Source organism: Mucilaginibacter ginsenosidivorans (assembly GCF_007971025.1).
Classification (GTDB): domain Bacteria; phylum Bacteroidota; class Bacteroidia; order Sphingobacteriales; family Sphingobacteriaceae; genus Mucilaginibacter; species Mucilaginibacter ginsenosidivorans.
Genome location: NZ_CP042436.1, coordinates 3,347,028 through 3,372,637 on the forward strand (window position 1 = coordinate 3,347,028; position 25,610 = coordinate 3,372,637).

The 25,610-nt window shown below is 43.1% G+C and carries 25 protein-coding genes; 20 read left to right on the forward strand and 5 right to left on the reverse strand.

Translation table 11 applies throughout. The features are described 5' to 3' along the window. The first annotated feature begins 63 nt into the window (after positions 1-63). From FRZ54_RS15285 to FRZ54_RS15300, 4 genes are all read left to right on the forward strand, one after another. On the forward strand, positions 64-744 hold the full coding sequence (locus FRZ54_RS15285; protein WP_147032452.1) for a peroxiredoxin: 681 nt from the start codon (positions 64-66) through the stop codon (positions 742-744). Between the two features lie 110 nt (positions 745-854). Continuing rightward, complete coding sequence (locus tag FRZ54_RS15290) at positions 855-1,988, forward strand: NAD(P)/FAD-dependent oxidoreductase (RefSeq protein WP_147032453.1); 1,134 nt, start codon at positions 855-857, stop codon at positions 1,986-1,988. 37 nt (positions 1,989-2,025) lie between these two features. Further along, a complete protein-coding gene (locus tag FRZ54_RS15295) occupies positions 2,026-2,307 on the forward strand; it encodes a hypothetical protein (RefSeq protein ID WP_147032454.1) in 282 nt (93 codons plus the stop codon). Positions 2,308-3,450: 1,143 nt separating this feature from the next. Continuing rightward, the gene (locus tag FRZ54_RS15300; protein ID WP_147032455.1) at positions 3,451-5,070 is read left to right on the forward strand and encodes a glycosyl hydrolase family 28-related protein; all 1,620 of its coding nucleotides are present in this window, start codon (positions 3,451-3,453) and stop codon (positions 5,068-5,070) included. 72 nt (positions 5,071-5,142) lie between these two features. On the opposite strand, the gene FRZ54_RS15305 is transcribed toward FRZ54_RS15300, so the two are convergent. Then, positions 5,143-5,982 carry a hypothetical protein gene (locus FRZ54_RS15305; protein WP_147032456.1) on the reverse strand — a complete coding sequence of 280 codons (840 nt, stop codon included), beginning with the start codon at positions 5,980-5,982 and terminating at the stop codon, positions 5,143-5,145. Between the two features lie 895 nt (positions 5,983-6,877). On the opposite strand from FRZ54_RS15305, the gene FRZ54_RS15310 reads away from it, so the two are divergent. From FRZ54_RS15310 to FRZ54_RS15325, 4 genes are all read left to right on the forward strand, one after another. Beyond that, positions 6,878-8,203: a right-handed parallel beta-helix repeat-containing protein gene (locus tag FRZ54_RS15310; RefSeq protein ID WP_147032457.1), complete on the forward strand. Its 1,326-nt coding sequence runs from the start codon at positions 6,878-6,880 to the stop codon at positions 8,201-8,203. Between the two features lie 151 nt (positions 8,204-8,354). Beyond that, a complete protein-coding gene (locus FRZ54_RS15315) occupies positions 8,355-9,203 on the forward strand; it encodes a fumarylacetoacetate hydrolase family protein (RefSeq protein WP_147032458.1) in 849 nt (282 codons plus the stop codon). A gap of 16 nt (positions 9,204-9,219) precedes the next feature. Then, entirely contained in the window at positions 9,220-10,383 is a 1,164-nt protein-coding gene (locus FRZ54_RS15320) for a glycoside hydrolase family 172 protein (RefSeq protein WP_147032459.1), read from the forward strand. A 7-nt stretch (positions 10,384-10,390) separates the two neighbouring features. Continuing rightward, positions 10,391-11,614 (forward strand): DUF6786 family protein, encoded by a 1,224-nt coding sequence (locus tag FRZ54_RS15325; protein WP_147032460.1) that lies wholly within the window; start codon positions 10,391-10,393, stop codon positions 11,612-11,614. 69 nt (positions 11,615-11,683) lie between these two features. Here the strand turns inward: FRZ54_RS15325 and FRZ54_RS15330 are convergent, their stop codons facing one another. Continuing rightward, entirely contained in the window at positions 11,684-12,079 is a 396-nt protein-coding gene (locus FRZ54_RS15330; protein WP_147032461.1) for a response regulator, read from the reverse strand. Positions 12,080-12,223: 144 nt separating this feature from the next. Between FRZ54_RS15330 and FRZ54_RS15335 the strand changes: the two genes are divergently transcribed. Further along, a complete protein-coding gene (locus FRZ54_RS15335) occupies positions 12,224-12,544 on the forward strand; it encodes a hypothetical protein (RefSeq protein ID WP_147032462.1) in 321 nt (106 codons plus the stop codon). Here FRZ54_RS15335 and FRZ54_RS15340 read toward each other — a convergent pair whose 3' ends face one another. Further along, positions 12,545-12,841 (reverse strand): hypothetical protein, encoded by a 297-nt coding sequence (locus FRZ54_RS15340; protein ID WP_147032463.1) that lies wholly within the window; start codon positions 12,839-12,841, stop codon positions 12,545-12,547. A gap of 644 nt (positions 12,842-13,485) precedes the next feature. On the opposite strand from FRZ54_RS15340, the gene FRZ54_RS15345 reads away from it, so the two are divergent. The 5 genes from FRZ54_RS15345 (at position 13,486) to FRZ54_RS15360 (ending at position 16,861) form a co-directional block, all read left to right on the forward strand. Next, a complete protein-coding gene (locus FRZ54_RS15345) occupies positions 13,486-13,764 on the forward strand; it encodes a hypothetical protein (protein ID WP_147032464.1) in 279 nt (92 codons plus the stop codon). A gap of 133 nt (positions 13,765-13,897) precedes the next feature. Continuing rightward, entirely contained in the window at positions 13,898-14,839 is a 942-nt protein-coding gene (locus tag FRZ54_RS15350) for an acyltransferase family protein (protein ID WP_228462505.1), read from the forward strand. Then, positions 14,836-15,021, forward strand: coding sequence for a hypothetical protein (locus FRZ54_RS24755; RefSeq protein WP_228462506.1), 186 nt, complete (start codon positions 14,836-14,838; stop codon positions 15,019-15,021). Before FRZ54_RS15350 ends, FRZ54_RS24755 begins: the two co-directional genes overlap by 4 nt. A gap of 188 nt (positions 15,022-15,209) precedes the next feature. Then, a complete protein-coding gene (locus FRZ54_RS15355; RefSeq protein ID WP_147032465.1) occupies positions 15,210-16,265 on the forward strand; it encodes a type III polyketide synthase in 1,056 nt (351 codons plus the stop codon). Positions 16,266-16,369: 104 nt separating this feature from the next. Further along, positions 16,370-16,861 (forward strand): isoprenylcysteine carboxyl methyltransferase family protein, encoded by a 492-nt coding sequence (locus FRZ54_RS15360; RefSeq protein WP_147032466.1) that lies wholly within the window; start codon positions 16,370-16,372, stop codon positions 16,859-16,861. Here the strand turns inward: FRZ54_RS15360 and FRZ54_RS15365 are convergent. Both FRZ54_RS15365 and FRZ54_RS15370 read right to left on the reverse strand, forming a co-directional pair. Next, positions 16,854-17,600, reverse strand: coding sequence for a LytR/AlgR family response regulator transcription factor (locus FRZ54_RS15365; RefSeq protein WP_147032467.1), 747 nt, complete (start codon positions 17,598-17,600; stop codon positions 16,854-16,856). The two genes, FRZ54_RS15360 and FRZ54_RS15365, sit on opposite strands and share 8 nt — an antisense overlap. Beyond that, positions 17,597-18,715 carry a sensor histidine kinase gene (locus tag FRZ54_RS15370; protein ID WP_228462507.1) on the reverse strand — a complete coding sequence of 373 codons (1,119 nt, stop codon included), beginning with the start codon at positions 18,713-18,715 and terminating at the stop codon, positions 17,597-17,599. Before FRZ54_RS15370 ends, FRZ54_RS15365 begins: the two co-directional genes overlap by 4 nt. 239 nt (positions 18,716-18,954) lie before the next feature. On the opposite strand from FRZ54_RS15370, the gene FRZ54_RS15375 reads away from it, so the two are divergent. The 6 genes from FRZ54_RS15375 to prmA all read left to right on the forward strand — a co-directional run bounded on the left by FRZ54_RS15375 (position 18,955) and on the right by prmA (position 25,507). Next, positions 18,955-21,405 carry a TonB-dependent receptor domain-containing protein gene (locus FRZ54_RS15375; RefSeq protein WP_147032469.1) on the forward strand — a complete coding sequence of 817 codons (2,451 nt, stop codon included), beginning with the start codon at positions 18,955-18,957 and terminating at the stop codon, positions 21,403-21,405. 287 nt (positions 21,406-21,692) lie between these two features. Next, complete coding sequence (locus FRZ54_RS15380; RefSeq protein ID WP_147032470.1) at positions 21,693-21,941, forward strand: type B 50S ribosomal protein L31; 249 nt, start codon at positions 21,693-21,695, stop codon at positions 21,939-21,941. A gap of 68 nt (positions 21,942-22,009) precedes the next feature. Continuing rightward, the gene (locus tag FRZ54_RS15385) at positions 22,010-23,194 is read left to right on the forward strand and encodes a GlmU family protein (RefSeq protein WP_147032471.1); all 1,185 of its coding nucleotides are present in this window, start codon (positions 22,010-22,012) and stop codon (positions 23,192-23,194) included. Positions 23,195-23,334: 140 nt separating this feature from the next. Further along, positions 23,335-24,099, forward strand: a complete 765-nt coding sequence (gene tpiA, locus FRZ54_RS15390) for a triose-phosphate isomerase (protein ID WP_147032472.1) — start codon at positions 23,335-23,337, stop codon at positions 24,097-24,099. A gap of 104 nt (positions 24,100-24,203) precedes the next feature. Further along, positions 24,204-24,674, forward strand: coding sequence for a hypothetical protein (locus FRZ54_RS15395; RefSeq protein WP_147032473.1), 471 nt, complete (start codon positions 24,204-24,206; stop codon positions 24,672-24,674). After that, positions 24,671-25,507, forward strand: a complete 837-nt coding sequence (gene prmA / locus FRZ54_RS15400) for a 50S ribosomal protein L11 methyltransferase (protein WP_147032474.1) — start codon at positions 24,671-24,673, stop codon at positions 25,505-25,507. The genes FRZ54_RS15395 and prmA overlap by 4 nt, the downstream gene beginning before the upstream one ends. The last annotated feature ends 103 nt before the right edge of the window (positions 25,508-25,610 follow it).

The following is a 25,610-nucleotide window of genomic DNA, read 5'->3' on the forward strand; positions in this document are numbered from 1 at the left end:
TGTTATTATAGTAGTAAACATCACATCGAAATCAATTATCAAACAATTAAAAACGTAAACGTCATGAGTATCAGATTAGGCGACATCGCACCAGATTTTCACGCCGACACCACAAAAGGCCCCATCAATTTTCATGAATGGATAGGCGACGGCTGGGCCGTTCTTTTCTCCCATCCTAAAGATTTCACACCCGTTTGTACCACCGAGCTCGGATACATGGTCAAAATGGCGCCTGAGTTCGTAAAAAGGAACTGCAAGATCATCGGGCTTAGCGTCGATCCGGTTGAGAGCCACCTCCGTTGGGAAAAAGACATCGAAGATGTGCAGGGGCTACCCATTCCCTACCCTATGATCGGCGACCCAACCCTGGCGGTTGCCAAATTGTACGATATGCTGCCCGCCGAAGAGCCCGGAACTTCAGAAGGCAGAACGCCGGTAACCAACCAAACCGTACGCACGGTGTTTGTTATTGGTCCAGATAAAAAAGTAAAACTGCATTTGACGTACCCGATGTCGACAGGCCGCAATTTTAACGAAATATTGCGCGTACTCGATTCCATGCAGCTTACCGCAAAATATATGGTTTCTACTCCGGTGAACTGGAACAATGGCGACGATGTGATCATCCCGGCAACATTATCATTGGAAGATGCAAATGCAAAATACCCTGCCGGCGTCAGGGTGGTTAAGCCCTACCTGCGCTACGTTGCTCAGCCAGGCACCCATGAGACGGTGATGAACTAAATTAGGTATGAGATTTGAACTGTGAGGTTTAAGACGCCGACTCTTTGGTTAAAGAGATAGCATGTTGTTAAATTATCCGGCATGATCTCAAATCTCTAATCTTCAAAAAAATGAAAAAACTACCTGTAGTGGTGCTGGGCGCCGGTTTTGGCGGCCTGGAACTTACCTCGATACTTTCCGACACCATGGGTAACGATCTTGATCTTACCCTGGTAGATCAAAATGATACTTTTTTCTTTGGCTTCTCAAAGCTCGATGTAATGTTCGGGCATAAGGAACCTGGTTCGGTTAAGATCCCTTACAGCAGCATTGTAAAGACAGGCGTAAAGTTCCGTAAAGAAACTATAAAAACCATCGACCCGGTGACCAGGACCGTTACTACACAAAGCGGTGCCTACGAGGCAGATGTCCTCGTTGTCGCACTCGGGGCTAACTACGACTTTAACGCTACGCATGGCCTTATCGAACATGGCAACGAATATTATTCTTTTGACGGCGCGCTGAAACTGCGGGATGTGATACCACAATTCAAAAAAGGCCACGCGATAATCGGGGTGTGCGGAGCGCCATTCAAATGTCCGCCCGCACCAAGTGAGGCCGCGTTGATGTTACACGACTACCTGGTTAAAGCAGGAAGACGCAACGCCTGTACCATAAGTATTGTAATGCCGTTTGGTTCGCCCATTCCGCCATCGCCCGACTCATCAAAGGCGTTGCTGCAGGCGTTTGACGAACGGGGTATCCGGTTTATTCCTCAGCATAAAGTAGCATCCCTTAACATGAACAAAGCCGTTCTTGACGATGGGAGCGAAATGCCCTTCGACCTGTTTCTTGGTATTCCGAAGCATGTTGCCCCGGATGTGGTATTACAGAGCGGCATGGCAGTGGATGGATGGATACCGGTTGACAGGAAAACCCTGATGACCCGGTTCCCCGATGTATATGCCATTGGCGATGTGACCAGCGTAGGCACACCTAAGGCCGGTGTATTCGCAGAAGGCGCGGCAAAAATTGCGGCGGCATCTATATTAGCCAGGTTTCAGGGTCGGCAAAACGAAACAGGTTACAGCGGCGCCGGATCATGTTACATTGAATTTGGCAAGGGCCAGGTTGCGCGGGTTGATGTCGATTTTTTCTCGGGCCCAAAACCTTTTGGCGTACACCATGATGCTTCCGAGGCACTGACCATCGACAAAGAACACTTTGGCTCGAGCCGGAAAGCCCGCTGGTTTGGCTTAGAGTAACCAAATAATTATTTAATCGTTATTAAAACCTAAAGAAATGACAAGGTACCTAATCGAGATCCCCCATTCAGAAGATACTGTTGAATGCCAGCACGTGATCAAATTGTTCGTAGAATCCGGTTCACACCTGCTTTCGCATGCTTACTGGGGCTGCAAATCCGGTGTTCATAAATCCTATTTTATAAGCGAGTTTGACAGCAGGGAAGAGGCCCTTCAAACCGTTCCGCCTTTTCTACGCCGTCATGCCAATATCATCGAACTGGTAACATTCAATAAAGAAGACATCCGCCAGTTTGCTGAAATGAATCAAAAGGGATAAACTGATTTGAGGGTCGTGGAGAATTATTCTAATCGTACGAATAGCCGAAGGGGATCAAATTCGAAACATTGCTAAAACCAATAATATTGCAAAACAGGTTGCTTAGGTTGGGGCGGCTGTTGTGTAAAGAAAAAGCCTTCAGCATTTTGCTTTAATAAGTAGCCTTTATGGGGAATCGAACCCCGGTTTCAGCCAGGCGAATGACTTCAAATTTTGCATGAAGCGGTTTGAAAAAAATTCCACACAGGGTTCACTGTAAGCAAGCCATTATTATGACTTGTTTTTTTATGAAATGCCAAAACGCCCACTACCGGTGGGTGGAAACGAATGAGGGATAAGTTGTCATTAAACGTCGCTACATACGTATGCCCGGTTCTGCCTGAATTTTTTTCATCACAAAAAAATGAATAAAATTAAAACAATTGCAATTTACTATTGTTAACCTCGCATGTGTACAATATTTTTTGCTGAAATATTAAAAATTAATATAACGCTCTAAATATTTTAGTAAATATGCTTTTACCTTCAGCAACTCCTATTGTAACAAGTTTTTTACAATGAAAAACTTGAAAATATGAATTTATTGGAAATACCTTATTTTTAATAATACTAAAAAATGCTAAGTATTTAATAATTTATAATTAAATTTTAATCATTTATTTGAAATTTTTTTATCATTTTAGAAACTTTTTAATATTTTTGTCGTAAACAACCCTGAATTAATTAATAACTAAATGAATTTGAAATCCCGGAACAAGGACGCTTCAGAGAAAAATAGTACCAACGGTCTGTTTTTGACGAATTTACAAGGTGACACTACAATGCGCCTGTTTCAAAAGCGCTTTTCGAACCTTGGCTATTTAATTAATCTTAAAAAAACTTTAACTGATGCATTATGCACAATCTCGCAATTGTGGATATATGTCAATAATGGCCCCAAACCGCAATATCAACCGATAAGCGCCAGGGCAAATAAATTTTTATAAATTGCATTACCGTCGGGAAATTGGTCTTACTCTCGCAAATTAATGGCCAGCTACCGATTTATATACAGTACTAACTAACTAACAGATTTTTTAACCCTTGTTGCCTCAAAGATTGTAAGGAATAGGCAACAAAACTACCTAGTTTATTTAAATTACTATGAAAAGAATTACAGCACTCTTGGGATGTCTTTGTTTATTCGTTTTGTTCTCGTGCAAAAAAGACGCAGTAACCCCAACTACCGACTTCTCTAAGTCGGCATCCAATTCACTGGCAGTAACAACTGTCAATGGTGTCCAGGTCAATTCAGACACCATCCCCCCTTCAAATGCCGTCGATGTGAAAACCTATGGCGCAAAAGGCGACGGTTATACCGACGACACCAAGGCAATTCAAAATGCTATTAACGCTCAATCAACGATCCTGCTTAGTAAGGGGACTTATATTATTAATTCGACGCTTACTTTACGTACCGGAGTTAAAATATACGGCACCGGCGGAGCTGCAATCAAGGCAGGAAACTCTATGTCCGGCTATTTGCTTAGCCGTGCCTGGTATTTCTCGGCGATTGGTATTAACAGGGCAGCAATTACCAATATAAATTTTATCACTTCCGACAAGGCATTTAATCTTGGATCGTGGGCTAATGCTTGTATTTACATAAGGGACAGCCAGTATTTATCAATACAATACAATAAATTCAGTTTTAAATGTCCTTACCAGCCCATAGGTATAGAAGCTGTGTGGGTAACTGGTACAGCATCGTTACAGAATTACATTTATAGGAACACTTGTAATACTGTGGGTATTACATATGCAGAAGCGGGTGCAAATAAAACTATTTGTATGAGTAATGTACTTAACTCTCCACACTCAAATGGTTTTGCCTCGTATGGTAACGTTGCTACTTACGGTAAAGATAACCAGGTGTTGTACAACGTAATTAATAAGTCCGGAAGTAACGGTATTGTTGACTATGGTAATATAGACGGCACCGTAATAACAGGCAATACTATCAACGGCTCGGGTAAAAGCCCAAGTGAAGCCCTTTATGGCGAAGGAATCCAGGCGGTAGCTGTAAACACCACAGTTTCATACAATACTATTTATGATGCGCAGGCAGAGTATATTGAGGTTGCAGCTAACAATAAGGTGATTCAATATAACACGATTGTTGACTATAACCTCAAAGCTGAGGGAATAGTTATAAATACAACGCCAAACAATTTCCAGGGAGCTGCTACACGTACGACATCGGTGATCGATCATAATAAAATCACAGGTTGCCTGGATGCTATTGTTGTTATCGGTAACTATACTCCAAGCGTGAGTATGACTAACAATACAATTACTAACCCCAAGGCGACTGGTCTTGATATAATTACCAACGCTTCTACTTATTCATTGACAGCAAGCGGTAATGTATTTAATATTACAACCCCGAGCCTGGGCGTGCGGAAGGCGGTTGTCACCTATCCTTCAACCAAAACAAATACCCAGCTTCTTACGCTTAATAACAATACATTTAACTATGCTACGAGTGCTAACGGCGGAGCAGGGAAAGAAATGGTCTTTTATACGACGACTAACAATGTTACATTAAACGGAAATATAGTTAACGGCAATGCTGTGAAAAGCTCATCCGGAGCTGAGGTTGTAGCTATGGATAATGCAGGCTTAACCTATACCGGTTATTCGTTTATCAATAATAAATTTTACAATTGTCTTTATTGGCTGACTGGCTTCCTGACCAATACTAAAACAGGGAACAATTTTTAAGCTAAGCAAGTTATAAAATGAAAAGCCCCGACGCAGGAATAACTGCGTCGGGGCTTTTTTGTATAAGTAAAATTAATGGGCACTTATGATATGATCAAGCGGTACAATATATATAGAAACCGTTCTGTCTCTCTTTAATTTCTCATTGCTGCTATAGGTCTTTCCGCCGGATGTTACAAAAAAGGAATTAATACTGGCGTCAAACTTGGATTCGGTATATTTTCTGTTTTCTATCAGGGTTAGGGTTGCCGACTTTATGTAATACAAGTTTTTCTTTTCGTCGGCCGGAATATCTGCGATGGCTGATTTTATGGCATCCACGTCTATCAGGCTGTCGGGGACAGTCGAAATCGCTACGTCCTGAATGTTCAATTCCATTATCTCGTCCCGGTTAACGTTAAGCCCGCCGATAAGATAAGATCCGTTAAAACTGGTGGTAGAATTGACCTTTGCACTATAAAGCACACCATCGTTTATTGAAGTGACCACCGGAGGTTTGTTGTTTTTGGTTATGGCCCTTAGCGTCCTCATTTGATAAGTAGTGTCGGTTGGATTGAAGGTAACTATATTGCCAGGTATCATAAACAGATCGTAGCTGATGCTCGAGACATCATTCATGAATTTCCGTTGTTTATACGATCTCGGCAATTCTTCTACAATTGTTTGTGGTATGTCTTTTTTCGACATGGCCTCATTACTGTTAAGGTTAAACCCATTTAACGCAGCGGCGCCACCGGCATCCGCTGTGCCGTTATCGTTCCCCGTGCCGGCCCCGGTGTTGTTTAGGTCGGCATTATCCTTTTTACCTTTGTTAACCGCAAACTTTGGCCCGTCAATAAGCTTTATTTCATTATGGTGGCACGAGTAGAATGCAAACAATGCCGGAATTATGACAAGATATGGTTTTTTCATGGTTGCAATTTTTGTTTATAGATGAATCGTTCCCGGGAAAGTTTAATCCTCATAAAAATATTAAATTTTAGCAGATATAATATTATGGTCGTTTATAGTAAAATGTCGTTGAAACCTGACGACATATGATCTTCCCCTGCCATTACTGAATTGATTTCAAGAATCATACCATCCGCGCGGGAATTGGTAGAATTTCAGGGTGTAAACGTGCGATACATGTTGTTGCAAAAATGTGGGCGCGTTTTTTGCATATTATAGGGTGTAAGTGCTTCTTTTACAATAGTTTAATTAATATTAATAAATATTAACCATTGTGAAAAAAGCGTCGTGTTTATTGAAGGATTTAATGAAAGGGGAATAAAATGTGTGGAATTTTTTGCCAATCAGATATTCAACGTGTTGAAATTAAGAGATTTAGCAAAAATCATTGAAAAACGGTAATCCACATTACTGTTATTTGTCGAAGTATGGATATTTATAGAGCAAACAACCACATTAATATGATAAGTTCTATTACAAAGTTAGCATTGTCGCAAATCGTATAAGAAATAGTATTTACAAAGATAGAAATCAGCCCAAGGCAAAAGAAACAAGAGTGTTGCTGTGAACGACATTACGAGGTACGCTATTAACATATTTAAATCATAATATTAAACGTAAAAAAAGGGAAAAATGAACAAATGCAGGCATATAAAAAAGCCGGATAATTCATTGCAAATGCCCCTTTTATTTAGTATATTTATTGTATAAAATGCTCAATTACAGATATTTAATTGTAGATATATAAACCTTAATCATAGAGAAAGTTTATACTTGTCACTGTTAAAACAGCTGAGCATTGATCGAAATACCACTAATTAAATTAAACTATATAAAGGACCCAAACGATAAACAAATGGAAACAGTTAAAAAACCATTCTTCAGGTCGGTAAAAATGACAGGAACGCTTATTCTTTTTGCCTTATTATCGGTGCTAAACAGTTATGCAGATGATACGGCAACTTTGCAGGCAAAGCTAACGGCTGGGAATGTGACCCTTACTGCGGGCGCCACCTATAATGTAACCGGGCTGACAGTTACTCATGCGCTCGATATGAACGGCGCCACAATTAATATGACCGCGAGTTCGGGCGCCGCTATAAGGCTTAGCGCGGCAGGTGCCAGCGTTATAAACGGTACCGTTAAAGGGACCTGGGATTACACAGCCGCAGGTAATGTTAATGGCGTAATAGGTATGCGTATACTCGCCGATAATTGTATTATAACGAATGTGCATGTAACTCAATTCGCAAGTTATGGTATATTGGTGGGGGCTTTTAATAAACCCGCTGTCACCAAATGCACAATAGACAAAACCGGCTATATCGGTTTTTACTTCGATGCCGAAACTATTGTTACATCAGGTGGAATATTCGATAATAATATTGTGGACCGGAGCATGCTTCCGCCTTCCACCGTTCAGCAACTGGCGGTGGGTATCAGGGGCAGTACTAACAACCCTGCTATTACCACCTCAGGATGGGATATTAGCAACAACACCATAAAAATGCCGGTTAACCCGACAAGCTGGGCCGCGGAATGTATTGAGGTTAGGTATTGTAATAATGGTACGATGCATAAGAATACCCTTGTTGGCGGTAGCATAGGTATAAGCATTGTTCGGTCGTCAGGTACATTGGCAGCAGCTAATAAATTCAGTAATTCACAATTAGAGTCGTTGGAGTTTGCTGATTGCACAGGGTGCCGCTCGAAGGGGAACATCATAACCAGTTCGTCGGGTGTTGGGATATTAATTGACGGTGCCAATGGAAGTAATGGAATAGAGTGCATGAATGACGTTATTTCGGGTTGCGCACAGGAATGTATCCATTCGTATACCAGTAGTCAAAATATTAAGATCACAGGCTGTACCCTCACTACCACAACAAAGGCCGTTAACCTGCAGGGTACAAACATTGTTACTATATCGAATACAACATTTAAAGGAACAAGCGGCGCTACCCTGGCCATTATGCTGGATAGCTGTCCGGGTAATCTTACGTTAAGCGGAGGTAGCATAGCTAATTTTACCAAATGTGCTATCGCAATATCCAATACGAAAGCCGGTTTGGTTACTAACAACGTACAAATGTCGGGAGTTGTCCTTACCAGTACCCCAAGCGGGGTAGCATCTTATACACAAAACGGGGCGTCGATAGGCAATAATATAGTAGTTCAATAATTTTTGAGATATCCACAATTGGAGCAACCCGAATTGACGGCCGGTGTAATTACCGGCCGTTTTTGTCTTGTTGGTTTTTAAAGTTTATTAAAAGTACTATATTGTAAAGCCAATTTAAACTGCAATCAGTGCATTCGCTTTTTGTTACTACATGAAAGTTTATAAAATTACCGGGGGTATTATCTTACAGCACGAATCAAAAAGCTATCTGCTTAATGATGAATGGGACGACCTTATAAACCGGGATAACCTTTATCAGTATCTTACAGAAAAAGCTGCCGGGGTAAAATATATTTCAGTTGAAAATGCCGCAGAACTTATCGCAGGTACTTTGCTCCCGCCGATAAGCCGCCAGGAGGTATGGGCTGCAGGTGTTACTTATTTGCGCAGCCGTGAGGCGCGTATGGAAGAGTCTGCAGATTCGGGGGCAGCCGATCTTTACGACAAAGTATACGAGGCCGAGCGGCCCGAATTGTTTTTCAAATCTTTGCCACATCGGGTTGCGGGGCATAATCAACAGGTATATATCCGGCGCGACTCATCGTGGAATGTGCCCGAGCCCGAATTGACGCTGTTTATCAACTCGAAAGGAAGCATAGAAGGGTATACCGCTGGTAATGATATGAGTTCGCGCAGTATTGAAGGCGAGAACGCGTTATATCTGCCCCAAGCGAAAATATACGAGCGAAGCGCCGCGCTGGGTCCATGCCTTTACGTACCGGAAGAGCCGATACCACCCGATACGACTATAAAGATGAGTATTTACAGGAATGATCAGCAGGTTTACAGTGACGAGACCAGTGTCAGCAGGATGAAGCGGTCGTTGCCCGAATTGGCACACTATCTATTCCTGGAGTGCGATTTTGCGCATGGTTGTTACCTGATGACCGGCACCTGCCTTGTGCCGCCTAACGATTTTACGCTTCAGCCCGGGGATGTGGTATCGATCGGGATAACTGGTATCGGCGAGTTGACCAATACAGTTAGCTATAAACCATGAAATAAAATTTTGATATATGAAAAAACAGATCACCATCTTTTCGCTGCTTATCATGATAACGGCATTGGCCGGTGCCCAGCAAAAGTTTAACGGCCTTGATATGAATATGGGGAACATATATCGCATGTCGGATGCGAAGACCCGTTCGATAAGCCCCGAGAATTTTAATGGAGAAAAAGGCAAGGGTGGTATGGCCACTACGGGTACCGGCGCGAACGCAGCCCGCGACCTGGGGCAGAAATGGAAAGTAAGCCCAAGTGTGGTGATCAGGAAGAAAACAACCTATACAATAGCGGAAATAGATGGCCCGGGTGTTGTACAACATATCTGGATGACGCCGACAGGTAACTGGCGTTATTCCATTATCCGGTTTTACTGGGATGACGAGACAACACCATCGGTTGAAGTCCCCGTTGGTGACTTTTTCTGTATGGGATGGGGCAAATATGCGCCTGTAACATCACTCGCCGTAGTGGTAAACCCAGGCAGTGGGCTTAACTGCTACTGGCCCATGCCTTTTCATAAGAAGTGCCGCATAACAATGGAAAATATTGACGACAGGGACATGGTACTGTATTACCAGATAGACTACGCGCTTACAGATGTTCCTAAGGATGCAGGCTATTTACACGCCCAGTTCCGGAGGGTGAACCCGCTGCCTTTTAAAAAGGATTACGTGCTTGTGGATAGCATTAAAGGTAAAGGCCAATATGTTGGTACCTACATGGCTTACGGATCGAATAAGAACGGATGGTGGGGCGAAGGTGAGATCAAGTTTTTCATGGACGGCGATACCGAGTTTCCGACAATAGCAGGTACCGGAACAGAAGACTACTTTAACGGTGCGTACGATTTTGACAGTCAAAAGAAAAACAGTGCGGGTGTTGAAGAAAGTAATTATACGGAATTCAGCGGACCTTATACCGGCTTACCGCAAGTACTAAGGGGCGACGGCCACTATAATATTGCCCAGCGTTTCGGTTTGTACCGTTGGCATATTATGGATCCGATAAGGTTCGATAAGGACCTGAAAGTAACCATCCAGGACCTTGGCTGGCACAACGACGGCCGGTATATGCCTTTGCAGGACGATATCGCTTCCACTGTATTCTGGTACCAGGCAGAACCCCACACGCCGTTCCCAAAGCTGCCGGCAAAAGATCAATTGGAAGTAAACTAATATTACCATGCAGCTTAGCGCAAAATATCTTTTCCTGGCAGGTGTGATGATGGCTTGTTCGTGCAACCCCGGTAAGCAGGAATCATCGGTTAAAGACTTTAAAAAAGGCTCATTTGGGTATGATCTCGCGTTCCTCCAAAAAAGGGACAGTGTTATTGTGCTGGAAAGCAGCGACGGATCGGCCAAAGCTATCATTTCCCCAAAATACCAGGGCAAAGTATTTACCTCCACAGCTGACGGTGATACCGGAAAAAGTTTTGGCTGGATAAATTATAAGGCCTTTGATGCAAAGATAGATCCGCATATGAATGCCTATGGGGGAGAAGACCGCCTGTGGCTGGGACCGGAAGGAAGCAAGTTTGCCTTGTTTTTTAAACCCGGAACAAAAATGGAGTTCGCTAACTGGCATACCCCCGCCGCTTTTGATCATGAAGGCTGGAAACTGGCGAACGCAGGCGATAAAGAAGTATCGTTCAGCAAAGATATGCAACTACAGAACTATGCGAGTACTAACTTTAAATTACGCATTGAACGCAATATCAGCCTGCTTGACAGGGCAGATATTCAAAAAGCACTGGATGTGCAGCCAGACAGCTCGGTAAAGGCAGTCGGAATAAAAACGGACAACAGCATCGTTAACACAGGCGATACAGATTGGACAAAGCAAACCGGCGCGCCCTGTCTATGGAACCTTGATATGTTTAACCCTTCCCCGGGCGTAGTGATCGTGATCCCCTATAACGAAAACGCAAGCGGTAAAGTAGCAACCACGGATTACTTTGGCCAGATACCGCCCGACAGGGTAATTTATAAGAATGGTCATTTGTTTTTTAAAGCCGATGGTAAATCGCGGGGCAAGCTTGGCATGCCGGCATCACGAACAAAAGCCATAGCGGGCAGCTATGATGCTATTAATAATGTGCTGACAGTAGCGGTATTTGATGTGGAAAGCAAGGCCACTTACCTTAACCAGGAATGGACGCCGGACAAAGACCCTATGATAGGTGACGCTGTCAATTCCTACAACGACGGACCATTGGCAGACGGCACGCAGATGGGACCATTTTACGAGATAGAAAGCGTATCGCCGGGGGCATTTCTTAAACCCGGTGAAAAACTTACCCACCAGCATTGTATATTTCACTTTACCGGCGACAAAGCCGGGCTGAATAAGATCGCCTTAAAAACACTTGGTGTCTCGCTGAGTGAGATAAAATTAGCTTTTAAATAAAAAAATGCCGGGCATAATACCCGGCATAAAAACTAAAATATGATCACTTGTTTGGATTTCTAAAGGTTGTCAGACCAGTCCATGGCTGCAAATACTATTCAGCATTTGTTTTGACAATGGCTTGCTGATAAATGAGCTTACACAGGCATATTTGGTAGATCGCTCCTTATCCGATTCACGGACGGACGATGTCATTACATACAGCTCGATATTTTTCTTCAGGCGATTTTTTAACCGCTCAAACTTTTCAAGAAAATCCCATCCGCTAAAATCTGGCATCGTCAGGTCCAGGAAAATCACGTCGGGTAAACGATTGCTCTCCGACTGGTGTTCCTCCATATACTCAATGATCATATCGCCATCGAAAGTATAAGTTGCCTGCTGGCATCTGTCATTATTATATAACATTGTCCGCATGATATAATGATCAATGGGATTATCGTCAATTAAAACAACTTTACACATGGTGATGATCTTTAATAGGTTAGTAGTTTTTGGTTGATAGCATGACGTGTTAATTTATACGCAAAGGCTATACCAATACGCAAGTGAACCTATTGACGATATTATCGTATACAACCGGTATCAATAATATTTTTTTTATAACCAATGCACCCGCAAATTACCGCTGTTGTAAATAAGGCCAGTGTATACGCACAGGCGCCTAACGATATTGCCCAAAATAATGCAGAAAGGGTTCTAAACTACATAGATGACCTGAACCTGGAGAAAAATATACGGTTCAGGCCCACGTTGTCAGGCAGCCTTTTTATGGCCTGGAACATAGGCGACTGGGAGTATGATATGGAATGTGTAAAAAATGGTTATATTATTTTTTCGTTTACAAAAGGCGGATACGAAAAAGCAAGCGGCTGCGCCCTGTTTGATGAATTTATTCCACAATTTGAGAAATATTTGCTAATGCTGTAATTACACAGCCTTCAGCAAATGGCGTGGGTCCTGGCTGCTGATGTGCATATCAGGATAGCCGATATGCTCGGCATACCACTGCAGTGCCGATGCCACCAATGGCCTTAAATAGTCCTTAATATTCACTGTTTCGAAAACAATAAGGCCTTCATTGTATTTGCTATAGAACTGGAGTTCGGTTGGATTCGGCTCAAAAGCTTCCTCAAGCCTGCGAATGCTGATACGCAACATAGATTTAACATCGCGGATCATATCACCAGCTTCGGTTTGGATAATGTAAAAATTAGTGGATAGCATTTATAATTGATTTCTTATTAACACTTGTCAAAAAATGTACCACTTTAGCGTTGAATTTATTAACACACAACTTGTTGATACCGTTTACGGTTGAAAACTATAAATGCCTGTATTAAAGGATTTCACGCAAGTTAACTAAAGTCTGCGCGGCGATGGTAAACATTAATATTTTGCTACCGGTCATTCTTTGATCGCAAGTCAGTTTTTTACCGTAATCCCAGTGGAAGTGTTAAAAATAAGCGCCGGTTTGCGGAGAGGAAAATTGCATCTGTCGCTCCGACTTTTTTTGGAAATACAGCATTTAATATTTGCAAATCTGATGTTTAAATATTATGTTTAATAAGTAATTGCCTGTGATAAGTTCCCCCGTTAATTTAGCCTTTATATAGTTGACCAATTGGGGATGATAGTTTACTAATAAAACATCGCGGATCTTTTGCCGTGGTAAATAACCTGAATTAAGTTTAAGCTGATTGATCTTTAATAAAAGAAGTGCGATTATGCGTGCTTTATTATTTAATGATTGTGTTTTGGAAGTGGGATCCGTTATTCTTCAAACCCGGTGAGAATTTTTAAGAGATAAACAAATTCTATTTGAAACAAAACAAAATACGCTGCGTCTTAAATATGTAGAAATTAATGTTATGGTTAACCCGGTTAAATATCATTTGGATACGCAGGGCGACGAACGGCTGATCAATATTGAGCCGATATATGAAGAGATAGGCGGCGGCGACTTGTTCCCGACAGGTCGGTATATACTTTATGAGGCCGGCGAAGGTGTGGGAGAGATCAGGTTTGACGGTGAATTGTTTGAATGGGATTGGAACGGCAGTAAGAATCTTGATCACGAAACGATATTCAAGATCGTGCAGTTCATCCGTGAGTACAACGAGCCGGAGCTTGCCGACTACCTTGACTAACCTCTTTGCAATCGGTTGCCTCCTGCCTTAGGGCCGTTTTGCGATACTTTTTAAAAACAATTAAAAAGTATTATTATTTTCTTGTAAAATTAAAATAGTATTCGCACATTGTGGCTGTAAACGAACCTAATTTATGGCCGAAGCTTCACCGAGATTTTTATCGCTCGATGTTTTTCGTGGAATGACTATTTGTTTCATGATCATTGTAAATACCCCCGGAAGCAACGGTGCATTCTGGCCGCTAAACCACGCGGCGTGGAACGGCTTTACACCTACCGACCTGGTTTTTCCCTCTTTCCTGTTTGCAGTTGGTAACGCAATGAGCTTTACCATGAAAAAATATCAGCAGATGGGCAATAGCGCTGTGCTTGGAAAGATATTCAAAAGAACGATCCTGATATTCCTGATAGGTTACCTGATGTACTGGTTCCCGTTTTTCAATGTTCAAAACGGACACTGGAATTTGAGGCCGGTCGGCGAAACACGCATTATGGGTGTATTGCAGCGCATCGCATTATGTTACTGTTTTGCTTCGCTGATGGTGCATTACCTTAAAAAGAATACGGTGTATATCCTGTCAGGAGTTTTTTTGCTGGGATACTGGATCATTCTGCTTGTTTGGGGCGATCCTGCAAACCCGCTTGGAATGCTGACAAATGCAGGCACCTACCTTGACAAATGGGTGTTGGGAGACGCGCACCTGTATCATGGCGAAGGCGTCGCTTTCGACCCTGAAGGTATCCTGAGTACAATACCGTCCATTGTAAACGTAATCATCGGCTTTTACGCCGGTAAGTTCATCCAGGAAAAGGGCAAAGGGTACGAAACTATTGCGCGATTAATGCTTACCGGCTGCCTTTTTATATTTATTGCAATATGCTGGGATGCTGTTTTTCCGATCAATAAAAAACTCTGGACAAGCTCGTTCGTTTTTATCACTACCGGTATCGACCTGGTTATTATCTCATTCCTTATTTTTATCGTGGAAATAAAGGAGTGGCGAAATGTAAACTGGCCCAATTTTTTACCGTCGTCGGCAAAAACCCGCTTTTTGTCTACATCGTTTCTGAATTGATCCTGATCATTCTTTCATGGGTGGTACTTGGCGGAAAAAGTATCCCGCAATGGGTGGACAATTTCTGGCAGTCTGTTGCACACGGCAAAATAGGTTCGTTGCTATTTGCCATCACTGTTATGCTTACCTGCTGGCTTGTAGGTTATATACTTGACAAACGAAAAATTTACATACGGGTCTAATTAACCAACATATAAATCAACTAAATCCATCAATCTCACGAAAAGGCCCCGCAAGGGGCTTTTTTATGCTGCGGGCAACCGGGTATGGTCATGTTTCGTAATTTAGATGTATCCGCTCTTGTTTTTTTAAAACTAACAGTCGCTACTTTTCTTTATACAATAGATATTTTTCATCCATCAAACTTATTATGCCTTATATAGCAGCAGTATCCAAGATAGATCTTCCATGCCGGACAGACCAGCAGGCGGTAAAAGAGCAGGCGCGGATAGCCTTTACCAGCCGGTCGCCGCATATGGAGCGGTTGATGGATGTTTTTGACAACACGCAGATTGTTACCCGTAATTTTTGTAAGCCATTGGGGTACTATATGATGCCGTCTACGTTTGAGGACAGGAATAACCAGTACCTCGAAACTACATTGAAATATTCTGTCGAGGCTATCGAGGAATGCCTAACAAGGGCAAACGTTAGTAAAAATGAGATAACGGACATTTTATTTGTATCTACAACGGGTCTCGCCACCCCCAGTATGGACGCATTGATCATTAACCGAATGCGACTGGATCCGCATATTAACCGGATGCCAATATTTGGGCTTGGTTGTGCGGGAGGCGTGTCGGGAATGGCGAAAGCGAATTCGATAGCGATAGCAGATCCGGATGCTGTAGTACTAATGGTAGCGGTGGAACTATGTTCGCTGACCGTTTTGCGCGATGATTACAGCACAAGTAATTTTGTCGGATCGAGCCTCTTCTCGGACGGTATAGCAGCCTGCCTGGTGATGGGTGATAATCGCCCCGGCGATAACCGCGTGCGGTATAAGTCGGCCAGCAGTAAATTGTATTATGATTCGCTGGAGGTGATGGGCTGGGACTTTACTAATAACGGCTTTAAGGTGCTTTTTTCCAAAGATATACCCACCTTTATCAATGAAAATGTGCGTAACGATATCACCGGGTTTCTTTCAAAACAAGGTTTGAAACTGGAAGATATTAAAAACTTCATCTTTCATCCGGGAGGTAAAAAAGTGCTTGATGCTTACACGGATGCCTTGCCTGTGGAAGGAGACTTTCTTCAAAACTCGCGTGTGGTAATGAATAACTACGGCAATATGTCGAGCGTGACGGTATTATATGTGCTGGAGCGTTTTATGAATGAAGGCTTTGAAAATGGCTACGGATTGATGATGGCGATGGGGCCTGGTTTCTCGAGCGAGATGGTATTGCTGGAGATGGGGAATTGAATCGGAAAGACCGTAAGTCCGAAAGATTTATACGGATCGTGCTAACAGGACTTATTATTTATCTTGCGGGCTTTTTGACTTACGCGACTTACGGACTATAAAACATGTATTTCATTCTGTTTATTTCTTTTCTGATTATTCAGCGACTTACGGAACTTTATATATCAAGGCGGAATGAGAAGTGGCTGCTATCGAAAGGCGCGGTTGAATATGGGCGCGAACATTACCCGTTTATGGTGGGAATGCATACGTTGTTTATTTGTTCTATCGTGGCCGAATATTACCTGGCCGGAGATAAACAAATGGATTACCTGTTTTTAGGGCTGTTTATTTTGCTTTTACTGTTTAAATTTTGGGTGCTCAGCTCATTGGGAACTTATTGGAACACCAGGATATACCGTGTGCCGGGAGCCGGGCCGGTGAAAAAGGGTCCATATAAACTATTTAAACACCCCAACTATGTTGACGTAGTATGCGAGATCGCCATTATCCCGCTGGTGTTCCATTTGTGTTATACAGCGGTTATATTTACAGTTTTGAATGCTATTATGCTGACGGTGCGAATACGGGTAGAAAATAAGGTTTGGGCTAATTAGACATTTTCTTTTTGACATTGTCCCAAAGCTTTTTGTTTACTACCTGGTCTATCACGTGCTGGCGATAATTGCGGCTGATAGGAATGCGATGGTCCCGGATAAATATTTCGTTACCTTCTATACTTTCAATTTTCCCGGTGGCTACGATGTAGGATTTATGTACGCGGATAAACGCATGCTGGTCCAGGTTTTCCTCCAGGTTTTTTAGCGACAGGATGGTCATGAATTTGCCCTTTACTGTGTAGATATTGACGTAGTTCTGCATTCCTTCGACATATAAGATGTCTTCAAAAGGTATTTTCTCGTATTTGTTGCCGCATTTTATAAAAAAATAGTCGTCATCCGGTAAAGTTGTGCTTTGTTCAGTCGCAGGCCTCGAAATTAATCGATGATAATCACGCGCTTTGCTGGCCGCTTTAAAGAAACGTTCGAACGTAATAGGTTTAAGCAGGTAATCGAGCACATTCAATTGAAAGCCTTCCAATGCATAAGACGGGTAGGCCGTAGTAATAATCACCATAGGCGGCTTTTGCATGATCTTGAGGAACTCGATACCGTTCATCTTTGGCATCTGGATATCGAGGAAGATCAGGTCGATGGTGTTGTTATCGATCAGCGGCACCAGTTCAAGCGGATTCTCACAAACGCCTGCCAATTGAAGAAAGTCAACCTCCCTTACATAATTTGCAAGGCCTTCGCGGGCCAGCGGTTCGTCATCGATGATTACACAATTGATCATGCTATAAATTCTACAGGCGGGGAAAAAGTTAATTCAGAAAGTTCGAGACCAAGTTTCACAATAAAATCGTCTGCACGATCTTGTATGTCCAGCTTATACTGACCGGGATAAACCAGGTCGAGCCGCCTTTTTACATTTTTTAAACCAATACCACCATACACTACAGCTTCCGCTGATTTGTTTTCGCCCTTACTATTCGCCACCCGGACATTCAGGTGATGCTTTTCTGTCGTTAATTCAATATCTATCCAATTCAGGAAATCCTTTTCGCGCGAAACGTGCTTAAATGCATTTTCGACAAATGTCATCAAAATAAACGGGGCAATGCCTAAAGCCGGCGAATAACCATCGTCGATATTAATATTCAATTGCAAGTTTGGGCTTTGACGGAGCCTTTCCAGTTCAATAAAATTTTCGAGGTAAGCGATTTCCTTTTTTAAGGGTATTAGGCTATCGTTCGATTCGTAAAGCTGGTGCCTTAACAACTCGGAGAACTTAGCCAGCGAGGCAGAAGCCATATCCGGATTCTTATGGATAAGGAAAAATATCGAGTTGATGCTATTGAACAAAAAATGCGGGTTGAACTGGTATTTCAAAAACTTAAGCTCGGTTTCCAGTTTCTCTTTTTCCAGCTCTCTTTGCCGCTTTTGCGTTTCAAGCCAGTTTTTTGCCAGTTTAATGCTCATACCCAGCGTAATTGCTGCTAAAGTGGACTTCACCGGTTCTGATTTGGCCGCATTGAACCAGCCGCTAAAGTTGCTGGTAATGCCAAACATTTTTTGTGCATTACTGCCGCTCAACCAGGCGGTTATGTAGTATCCCGGCACTATGAGAAACGAAGAAACAACGACGATCAGTATAATGAACATAATGTACCAACCGTAATGCCTTTTTTGCAGGTAACGTGGTATAAGAAAATATAAATTGAAATAAACCGCGAACGCCGGAAAGATCGTATAGAAGAGACTTTTGGCCCAAAAGGTAGAAAAAAACTGTTCGTGGGCTGCTTCATACGGACTTCCGGTGTACAGCGCCCATAGTACATAGTTGTATAATAGCCAAAAAGGGATATGATACAATTTGTACCTGATGAACCAGTTTTGTTTCGAGAGCATAAGCGCCATGACGCTAATTTAGATCAATTGGCTGAAAGTTGAAGATGCCGCAGATGAATGGCGGTAAATAATTGACCAAATACGTCTTATAGCTTATATACGGTAATCAACCGGTCACGACGACCTTTTCTCCCTGTTTCCCTCTAATTCCTTGCATTTCGTCAATAGGATAGCAGCACTCATCAATTGATATTTTTTGACCGGAATAACTACAGTTCTTTTGGGTAAATACAGCATATATGAGACCTGTCATCATCTGTTTATATTTTCTTTTTGTTGGAGCCGGAGCCTTTGGGCAGATATCGGGCCACGTAACCGACACTGCCGGAAAGCCCGTGGCGTTCGCTACTGCCGCGCTTCTGCGATCAGCAGATAGTACAATTGCAAATTCAGCCACTGCGAATGATATCGGGATTTTTCGTATGAATGGTGTACAGCCCGGAACATACACCCTGCGCATAACTGCCGTAGGGTACCGTATGTATAGATCGGCAGTTTTTGGTGTAAGTGAGGGGCGGCAAGCGGACTTGGGCCGGCTGATCGTTACACAAACCGGCAGGCAGTTAGGTGAGGTGGTGATCCGCGCAGACAAGCCACAGGTGCAACAAACGGCCGAAGGCGTGACGGTGAACGTACAAAATAGTATCATAACGCAGGGCAGCTCGGCAATGGACGTACTGCAGCGGTCGCCGGGTGTAATTGTCGATCAGCATAACAATACCATCTCGCTCAACGGAAAAACAGGCGTAATGGTGATGATAGATGGACGCCTCATGCGTATGTCGATGGATCAATTGATAACTTTATTAATCAGTATGAGTGCGGATAATATCGACAAGATCGAGTTGATGAATACGCCGCCGGCCAAATACGATGCCGAAGGCAATGCGGGCATTATTAATATCGTAACCAAGAAGAATAAGAAACGCGGCACGAACGGTTCGGTAACGCTAACCGGCGGCTATGGCGTGTATGAAAAAGCTTCGGCAGCTTTCAATGTCAATCATAATACCGGCAAGGTCAACCTTTACGGATATTATTCCTACTGGCACAATCATGACTACGGCTACCTTAGTGCAATCGGTTCTGAGAATGCGGCGATATTGGGCGGGCAGGCAGATTTTAGCTACACTGGGATCAGCAAGCCGATTTCCAACTACAGCAGCGCGGCGGTGGGGACAGACATCAAACTTGACTCAGGAACTACGATAGGCGTCAGCGTTGATTATTGGGGAGGAGGCAATACTAATCATCCTCATAATTACGGTTATTACCTCTTTGAAGATGCACAAACGCTTACCTATAATTCGTTTTTCAATAACTCTAACCATGCCGGTATCGCGACTACCAATTTGTATCTGGACAAAGACATGGCAGAAGGACAAAAGCTGCGCGCCGATCTTAACTACCTGTATTACAAAACGCGGTCATTATCCAATTCGCAAAGCTCTTTTACCGATAGCCAGGGTAACCAGGCCGGCGGCACGGACAGCCTGTTTTCACCAGTGCAGCGCGATTTTGGTAATACGCTGATCAACGTTTTAGTCGGAAAGCTCGACTACTCAAAGCAATTCAACAAGAAGCTCAGGCTTGAAGCCGGTGCCAAAGTTACTTACAGCCGCACTAATGCCCGCTCCGGCATCGAAAATTTTGAGAACGGTGTTTGGGTGCCCGACGTGGTAGGGCTGGCCAATAACTTTATCACTTATGAGGCCATAGACGCAGGCTATTTAACTTTCAATATGCAACTCGATTCGGCAACCAGCCTTGTTGCAGGCGCGCGGTATGAGTATTCGCATAATTATACGGACAGGTCGGCGGATATTAATTACCGGGTCGATCGCAAACTGGGGCGGTTTTTTCCTTCGGTTTTTTTTACCAGGAAGATAAACGATCATTCCTCATGGAATATGTCATATACCGAACGTATCACGAGACCGTCTTATGACGATCTTGCATCTTATGTGAGCTATAACGACCCGGTATCGGTTTTCACCGGCAACCCGTTGCTGAAGCCAACTATCACGCATAATCTAAAGGTTGGCTACAATGATCATGATTACTTGTTCTCGTTGTTGTTCAGTCGCGATAATGGTCCCATTTTAGGGACGCAGGTTACCACCGGCCCGGTGAGCGGGGTTGTCTATTTACGTCCGGTTAATGCCGACTGGCAGAATTCAATTACCCTGCAGGCAACAATCCCCGTCAAAATAAGTGACTGGTGGGATATGACATACACTTTGACCGGAGGGCTAAGGCAATACAGGATATCGTTCACCCCTCAGCCCTTTGAGAAAGCCTTTCTTGCCGGCTCATTTAATTTCAGCGAGAACTTTAAACTCGGACACGGCCTTTCCGCCGAGCTATCAGGTTACAGCAATTCACCGTCTTATAACGCCAATTGGCGGTCGTACGGTAATACCATCATTAACATGGGCGTAAAGAAACAGCTTGGTAAAGGCAGCATAAAGTTATCGATAGCTGATATTTTCAGGGGAAGTAGCTACAAAAGCGACCTTGGGCGGCTTACCAAGGATGCATTTAACAGTAAAGTACATGTGAACTATAGTTCTGAATCGAATGTGGCAACCATGGTTAAACTTACTTATTACCGTTCGTTTGGTTCAAGCGGGAACAAGAATCAGGAGAAAAGAGATAGCGGGGCAGGGGAGGAACGCAGCAGGCTATAGTTATCAAACAAAAAAATCCCCGGCCATTCACTACCGGGGATTTAACCATTCTTCAAACCAATTAAAAGTATTAATCTCTTATTTATTAACCACGTACTTGTACGCACCTAAAGTTGACAAGGTTATAGTTTTAGCCATATTTTTTAAGTAAATCTGTTTTTGTATTGATAATCAGGGATTTAATTTTTTAAAAAGCCTGACATACGGTTGCGGATTTTTTTGAGTTTTGCTTTTAAATTTTGATTTATATTGGTATATTTGCCCCTCTTTTAGGAGAATACATAACAATGAAAAAAGATCTGCATCCAAAAAACTATAGATTAGTTGTTTTTAAAGATATGTCTAACGACTATGCTTTTTTAACCAAATCTTGCATCGACACCCGTGAATCAGTGAAATGGGAAGATGGCAATGAGTATCCGTTGGTGAAACTCGAAATCTCGCACACCTCGCACCCTTTCTACACAGGTAAGATGAAACTGGTAGATACTGCAGGACGTATTGACAAATTCCGCACCCGTTACAACAAAAAGTAATTTGTTGTTATTGATAAATTATTTGAAGGTCTCCCGGTACATCGGGGGACTTTTTTTATTTTTGCGCCATGGCGATCATTCTTTTTGACGACAAAGCACATCAAACACTGCTGCCTTTAACATTTACCCGCCCGGTAGCTAACCTGCGCCTTGGGATACTAACGATAGCAGAAAAGTGGGCAAAGCGTTATGATCTCGACTTTTCCTATCATACCCAGGCATATTTAACCGGAAAATTTCCAAAGACAACTGAAGAAAGGAACCTGTTCATTAATGGGGCTTTATGCCCGGATGAACAGCTTATAGAAGCAATCCTGAAACTGCACGGAGGCGAGGCGTTAAAATACAAGGGCCAACTGCTGGCGGTAAAACTTTCTCGATCGGATGCAGAAAGCTTTGATCCGTTTGCAGATTTTGGCAGCGAAGTAAATTATACCGGCGAGCCTGTGATGATCAAATATCCCGAAGACATATTCAGACTGAATGATACCGAACTTCGCAAGGACTTTCAATTGTTGACAAAAAGGCGAACGAGCGCAGCCATCAGCAATACTAATGTGATCATAGGCGACGATTTTTTTGCTGAAGAAGGTGCCGTAGCCGAATGCTCTACTTTTAATACAACGCGCGGCCCTGTTTACCTGGCCGCCGATACCGAGGTTTGGGAGGGATGCCACATACGCGGCGGGTTTGCGCTTTGCGAACACTCACAGGTAAAAATGGGCGCCAAGGTTTATGGTGCCACCACTATCGGTCCCTATTGCCGAGTTGGCGGCGAGATCAATAATGCTGTTATATGGGGATATTCGTCCAAAGGACATGAAGGATATTTGGGCAATTCGGTACTGGGCGAATGGTGTAATATAGGGGCCGACAGTAATAATTCGAACCTGAAAAACAACTATGCCGAAGTGAAGTTATGGGATTATACCACACAACGCTTCCGGAGAACAGGCCTCCAGTTTTGCGGATTGATCATGGCCGACCATGCCAAATGCGCCATCAATACCATGTTCAATACCGGGACTGTGGTAGGGGTGAGCGCCAATGTGTTTGGTGCCGGGTTCCCGCGTAATTTTGTGCCCGATTTTTCGTGGGGTGGAGCGCAGGGATACGAAGTGTATACCTTAAAAAAAATGTTCGAAACAACGGAGAAGGTCTTCGAACGTCGTGAAAACCGGGAATTTAATGAAGTGGAGCACGATATACTAAAGAAAGTTTTTGAACTGACGGAAGAGTTCCGGAGATTTTAATTGTTGATTTACTGAATTATTGATTTATTGAATAAGCGTATCGATAATTTTATAACGAAAGGTCAACAAAAGATATATTAAGCTAACCAGAATAAACAATCAATAATTCAATCAATCGATAATTCAATAACTAAATACTCATGAGAAAAAAAATTGTTGCCGGCAACTGGAAAATGAACATGGATTACGAAGATGGCTTATCGCTTTTTTCGGAAGTAGTAAATATGGTACATGATGAAGTGACCGGCAAACAGCATGTTGTAGTTTGCAGTCCTTTCATTCACCTGCACAGCCTGGCTCAACTGGCAAAATCAAATGCAAAAGTGTCTATCGGCGCACAAAATGCACACCAGGCAGAATCAGGCGCTTACACAGGTGAAACCTCGGCGAAAATGATCCACTCGACAGGTGCCGAATATGTAATCCTGGGCCATTCGGAACGCCGCCAATATTTTGGTGAGACCAACGAATTGCTGGCTAAGAAAGTTGATACAGCATTAAAGAATTCGTTAAAGCCTATTTTCTGTATTGGCGAAACCTTGCAGGAACGTGAAGCGAATGAGCACTTTGGTATTATCAAGAGCCAATTGGTTGAAGGCGTGTTTCATTTGGATGCCACACAATTTGCACAAGTAGTGATAGCCTATGAGCCGGTATGGGCCATTGGTACGGGCGTAACCGCTACATCAGCGCAGGCGCAGGAGATACACGTGTTCATCCGTAAGGAAATAGCAGCAAAATATGGCCAGGAAGTAGCAGACAATACCACTATTCTTTATGGCGGCAGCTGCAACCCTAAGAATGCAGGCGAATTGTTTGCCCAGGGTGATATAGATGGCGGCCTGATTGGTGGTGCTTCATTGAAGTCGCGTGATTTTCTGGATATTGTGAAGGTGTTCAATTGATTCAGATGTGAGACCTGGGATTTGAGTTTTTATGTTTTATTACAAAATCAAATTGGTAATGAAGCTCGCCGATAGGTCTCACATATCATATCTCAAATCTGTAGATGAGAAAGTTCCTTAAAGTTCTGCTGCCACCGCTTATCGGTTTTACAGTGCTTTTTATTGCCGTACGGTACAGTTCGGAATATTATAGCCTGAGGACGGATGAAATGGGTGAGGGCACGCTAAGAAGCTTTATGGCTTATTACCGTTTTTTTTGGCCCCTGCTGTTTGTTGTGGGGCTGCTAACTCAGGTACTCATTATTGTGCCGGTATGGTATAACGTAAAAGTGAAGGGAACAGGAACGAAAATAACCGCTTTTGCTATTTTGACCCTTATCTGCCTGTTATTTGCATTTGGTGTTGCCTATATCATTTGGGAACCTCGTTCGGGGCTATACCATTTATACAGGTTATCTCTTTTTATGACCGGTGTGCAGCTTAGCTACTGGGTAATGAATATATTAGTGATGTCGTTATTAAATGTACGACTGGAACAACAAGCCGAAAACAACGATACTGAGCCTGAAGCATGAACTACTACGAACTGCACTTTACCTTGATAGACCCGGAGAATTATCAGCAGGACCTGCTGATCAACGAATTGGCTGATATCGGTTTCGATACCTTCCAGGAAGCCGAATTCGGATTCAATGCTTATATCGTCGAAACGGAATTCAATAAACAATTGATGGACGAAAGGCTGGATGTTTTTCGCCCGCAATTCAGTTTCAGCTACGAGATAAACCTTATCCCGCAAAAAAACTGGAACGAGGTATGGGAAAGTAATTTTGAGCCGATACAGATAAGGGATAAAGTATGGATCCGGGCGACCTTTCATCAGGCCAGGCCCGGGTTTCCGTACGAGATAGTGATCGACCCTAAAATGGCGTTTGGTACCGGACACCACGAGACTACTTCGATGATAATGGATATGATGCTCGATGCCGATTTTAAAGACAAGAAAGTACTGGATATGGGCTGCGGAACGGGTATACTTGCTATTTTGGCCGAGAAACTTGGTGCAACTGACCTGGCCGCTGTTGACAATGACCTTGCATGCTATGACAGTACAATTGAAAACGCCCAGTTAAACCATTGCACCCACATAAGGGTATTTTGCGGTGCTAAGGAAGCTATTCCCCTGGAGCAATTTGATATTATCCTTGCCAATATCAACCGCAACATACTGATAGATCAGATGGACCGCTATGCCTGGGTACTGAAGCCCGGCGGCGAAATTTACTTCAGCGGGTTTTATGAAAACCCCGACCTTGAGATCATTAAACAGGAGGCCGCCAAGTATGGTTTAAGCTACGTCAGCCACCAAAAAACCAGGGAATGGGTTGCCGCCAAATTCATGAGGTAAAACACAATTTTCGCTCAGGCGTTATAATATATGTTGAAACTGACAATTGTGAGCCAAACCCTTCGTAACTTTGATAGTGTTTTCACTTTTAGGCTAAAATAGC

Coding starts and splice junctions, on each gene's coding strand:
- FRZ54_RS15285 (WP_147032452.1), top strand. CDS start 64: ATGAGTATCAGATTAGGCGACATCGCACCAGATTTTCACGCCGACACC.
- FRZ54_RS15290 (WP_147032453.1), top strand. CDS start 855: ATGAAAAAACTACCTGTAGTGGTGCTGGGCGCCGGTTTTGGCGGCCTG.
- FRZ54_RS15295 (WP_147032454.1), top strand. CDS start 2,026: ATGACAAGGTACCTAATCGAGATCCCCCATTCAGAAGATACTGTTGAA.
- FRZ54_RS15300 (WP_147032455.1), top strand. CDS start 3,451: ATGAAAAGAATTACAGCACTCTTGGGATGTCTTTGTTTATTCGTTTTG.
- FRZ54_RS15305 (WP_147032456.1), bottom strand. CDS start 5,982: ATGAAAAAACCATATCTTGTCATAATTCCGGCATTGTTTGCATTCTAC.
- FRZ54_RS15310 (WP_147032457.1), top strand. CDS start 6,878: ATGGAAACAGTTAAAAAACCATTCTTCAGGTCGGTAAAAATGACAGGA.
- FRZ54_RS15315 (WP_147032458.1), top strand. CDS start 8,355: ATGAAAGTTTATAAAATTACCGGGGGTATTATCTTACAGCACGAATCA.
- FRZ54_RS15320 (WP_147032459.1), top strand. CDS start 9,220: ATGAAAAAACAGATCACCATCTTTTCGCTGCTTATCATGATAACGGCA.
- FRZ54_RS15325 (WP_147032460.1), top strand. CDS start 10,391: ATGCAGCTTAGCGCAAAATATCTTTTCCTGGCAGGTGTGATGATGGCT.
- FRZ54_RS15330 (WP_147032461.1), bottom strand. CDS start 12,079: ATGTGTAAAGTTGTTTTAATTGACGATAATCCCATTGATCATTATATC.
- FRZ54_RS15335 (WP_147032462.1), top strand. CDS start 12,224: ATGCACCCGCAAATTACCGCTGTTGTAAATAAGGCCAGTGTATACGCA.
- FRZ54_RS15340 (WP_147032463.1), bottom strand. CDS start 12,841: ATGCTATCCACTAATTTTTACATTATCCAAACCGAAGCTGGTGATATG.
- FRZ54_RS15345 (WP_147032464.1), top strand. CDS start 13,486: ATGGTTAACCCGGTTAAATATCATTTGGATACGCAGGGCGACGAACGG.
- FRZ54_RS15350 (WP_228462505.1), top strand. CDS start 13,898: ATGGCCGAAGCTTCACCGAGATTTTTATCGCTCGATGTTTTTCGTGGA.
- FRZ54_RS15355 (WP_147032465.1), top strand. CDS start 15,210: ATGCCTTATATAGCAGCAGTATCCAAGATAGATCTTCCATGCCGGACA.
- FRZ54_RS15360 (WP_147032466.1), top strand. CDS start 16,370: ATGTATTTCATTCTGTTTATTTCTTTTCTGATTATTCAGCGACTTACG.
- FRZ54_RS15365 (WP_147032467.1), bottom strand. CDS start 17,600: ATGATCAATTGTGTAATCATCGATGACGAACCGCTGGCCCGCGAAGGC.
- FRZ54_RS15370 (WP_228462507.1), bottom strand. CDS start 18,715: ATGCTCTCGAAACAAAACTGGTTCATCAGGTACAAATTGTATCATATC.
- FRZ54_RS15375 (WP_147032469.1), top strand. CDS start 18,955: ATGAGACCTGTCATCATCTGTTTATATTTTCTTTTTGTTGGAGCCGGA.
- FRZ54_RS15380 (WP_147032470.1), top strand. CDS start 21,693: ATGAAAAAAGATCTGCATCCAAAAAACTATAGATTAGTTGTTTTTAAA.
- FRZ54_RS15385 (WP_147032471.1), top strand. CDS start 22,010: ATGGCGATCATTCTTTTTGACGACAAAGCACATCAAACACTGCTGCCT.
- tpiA (WP_147032472.1), top strand. CDS start 23,335: ATGAGAAAAAAAATTGTTGCCGGCAACTGGAAAATGAACATGGATTAC.
- FRZ54_RS15395 (WP_147032473.1), top strand. CDS start 24,204: ATGAGAAAGTTCCTTAAAGTTCTGCTGCCACCGCTTATCGGTTTTACA.
- prmA (WP_147032474.1), top strand. CDS start 24,671: ATGAACTACTACGAACTGCACTTTACCTTGATAGACCCGGAGAATTAT.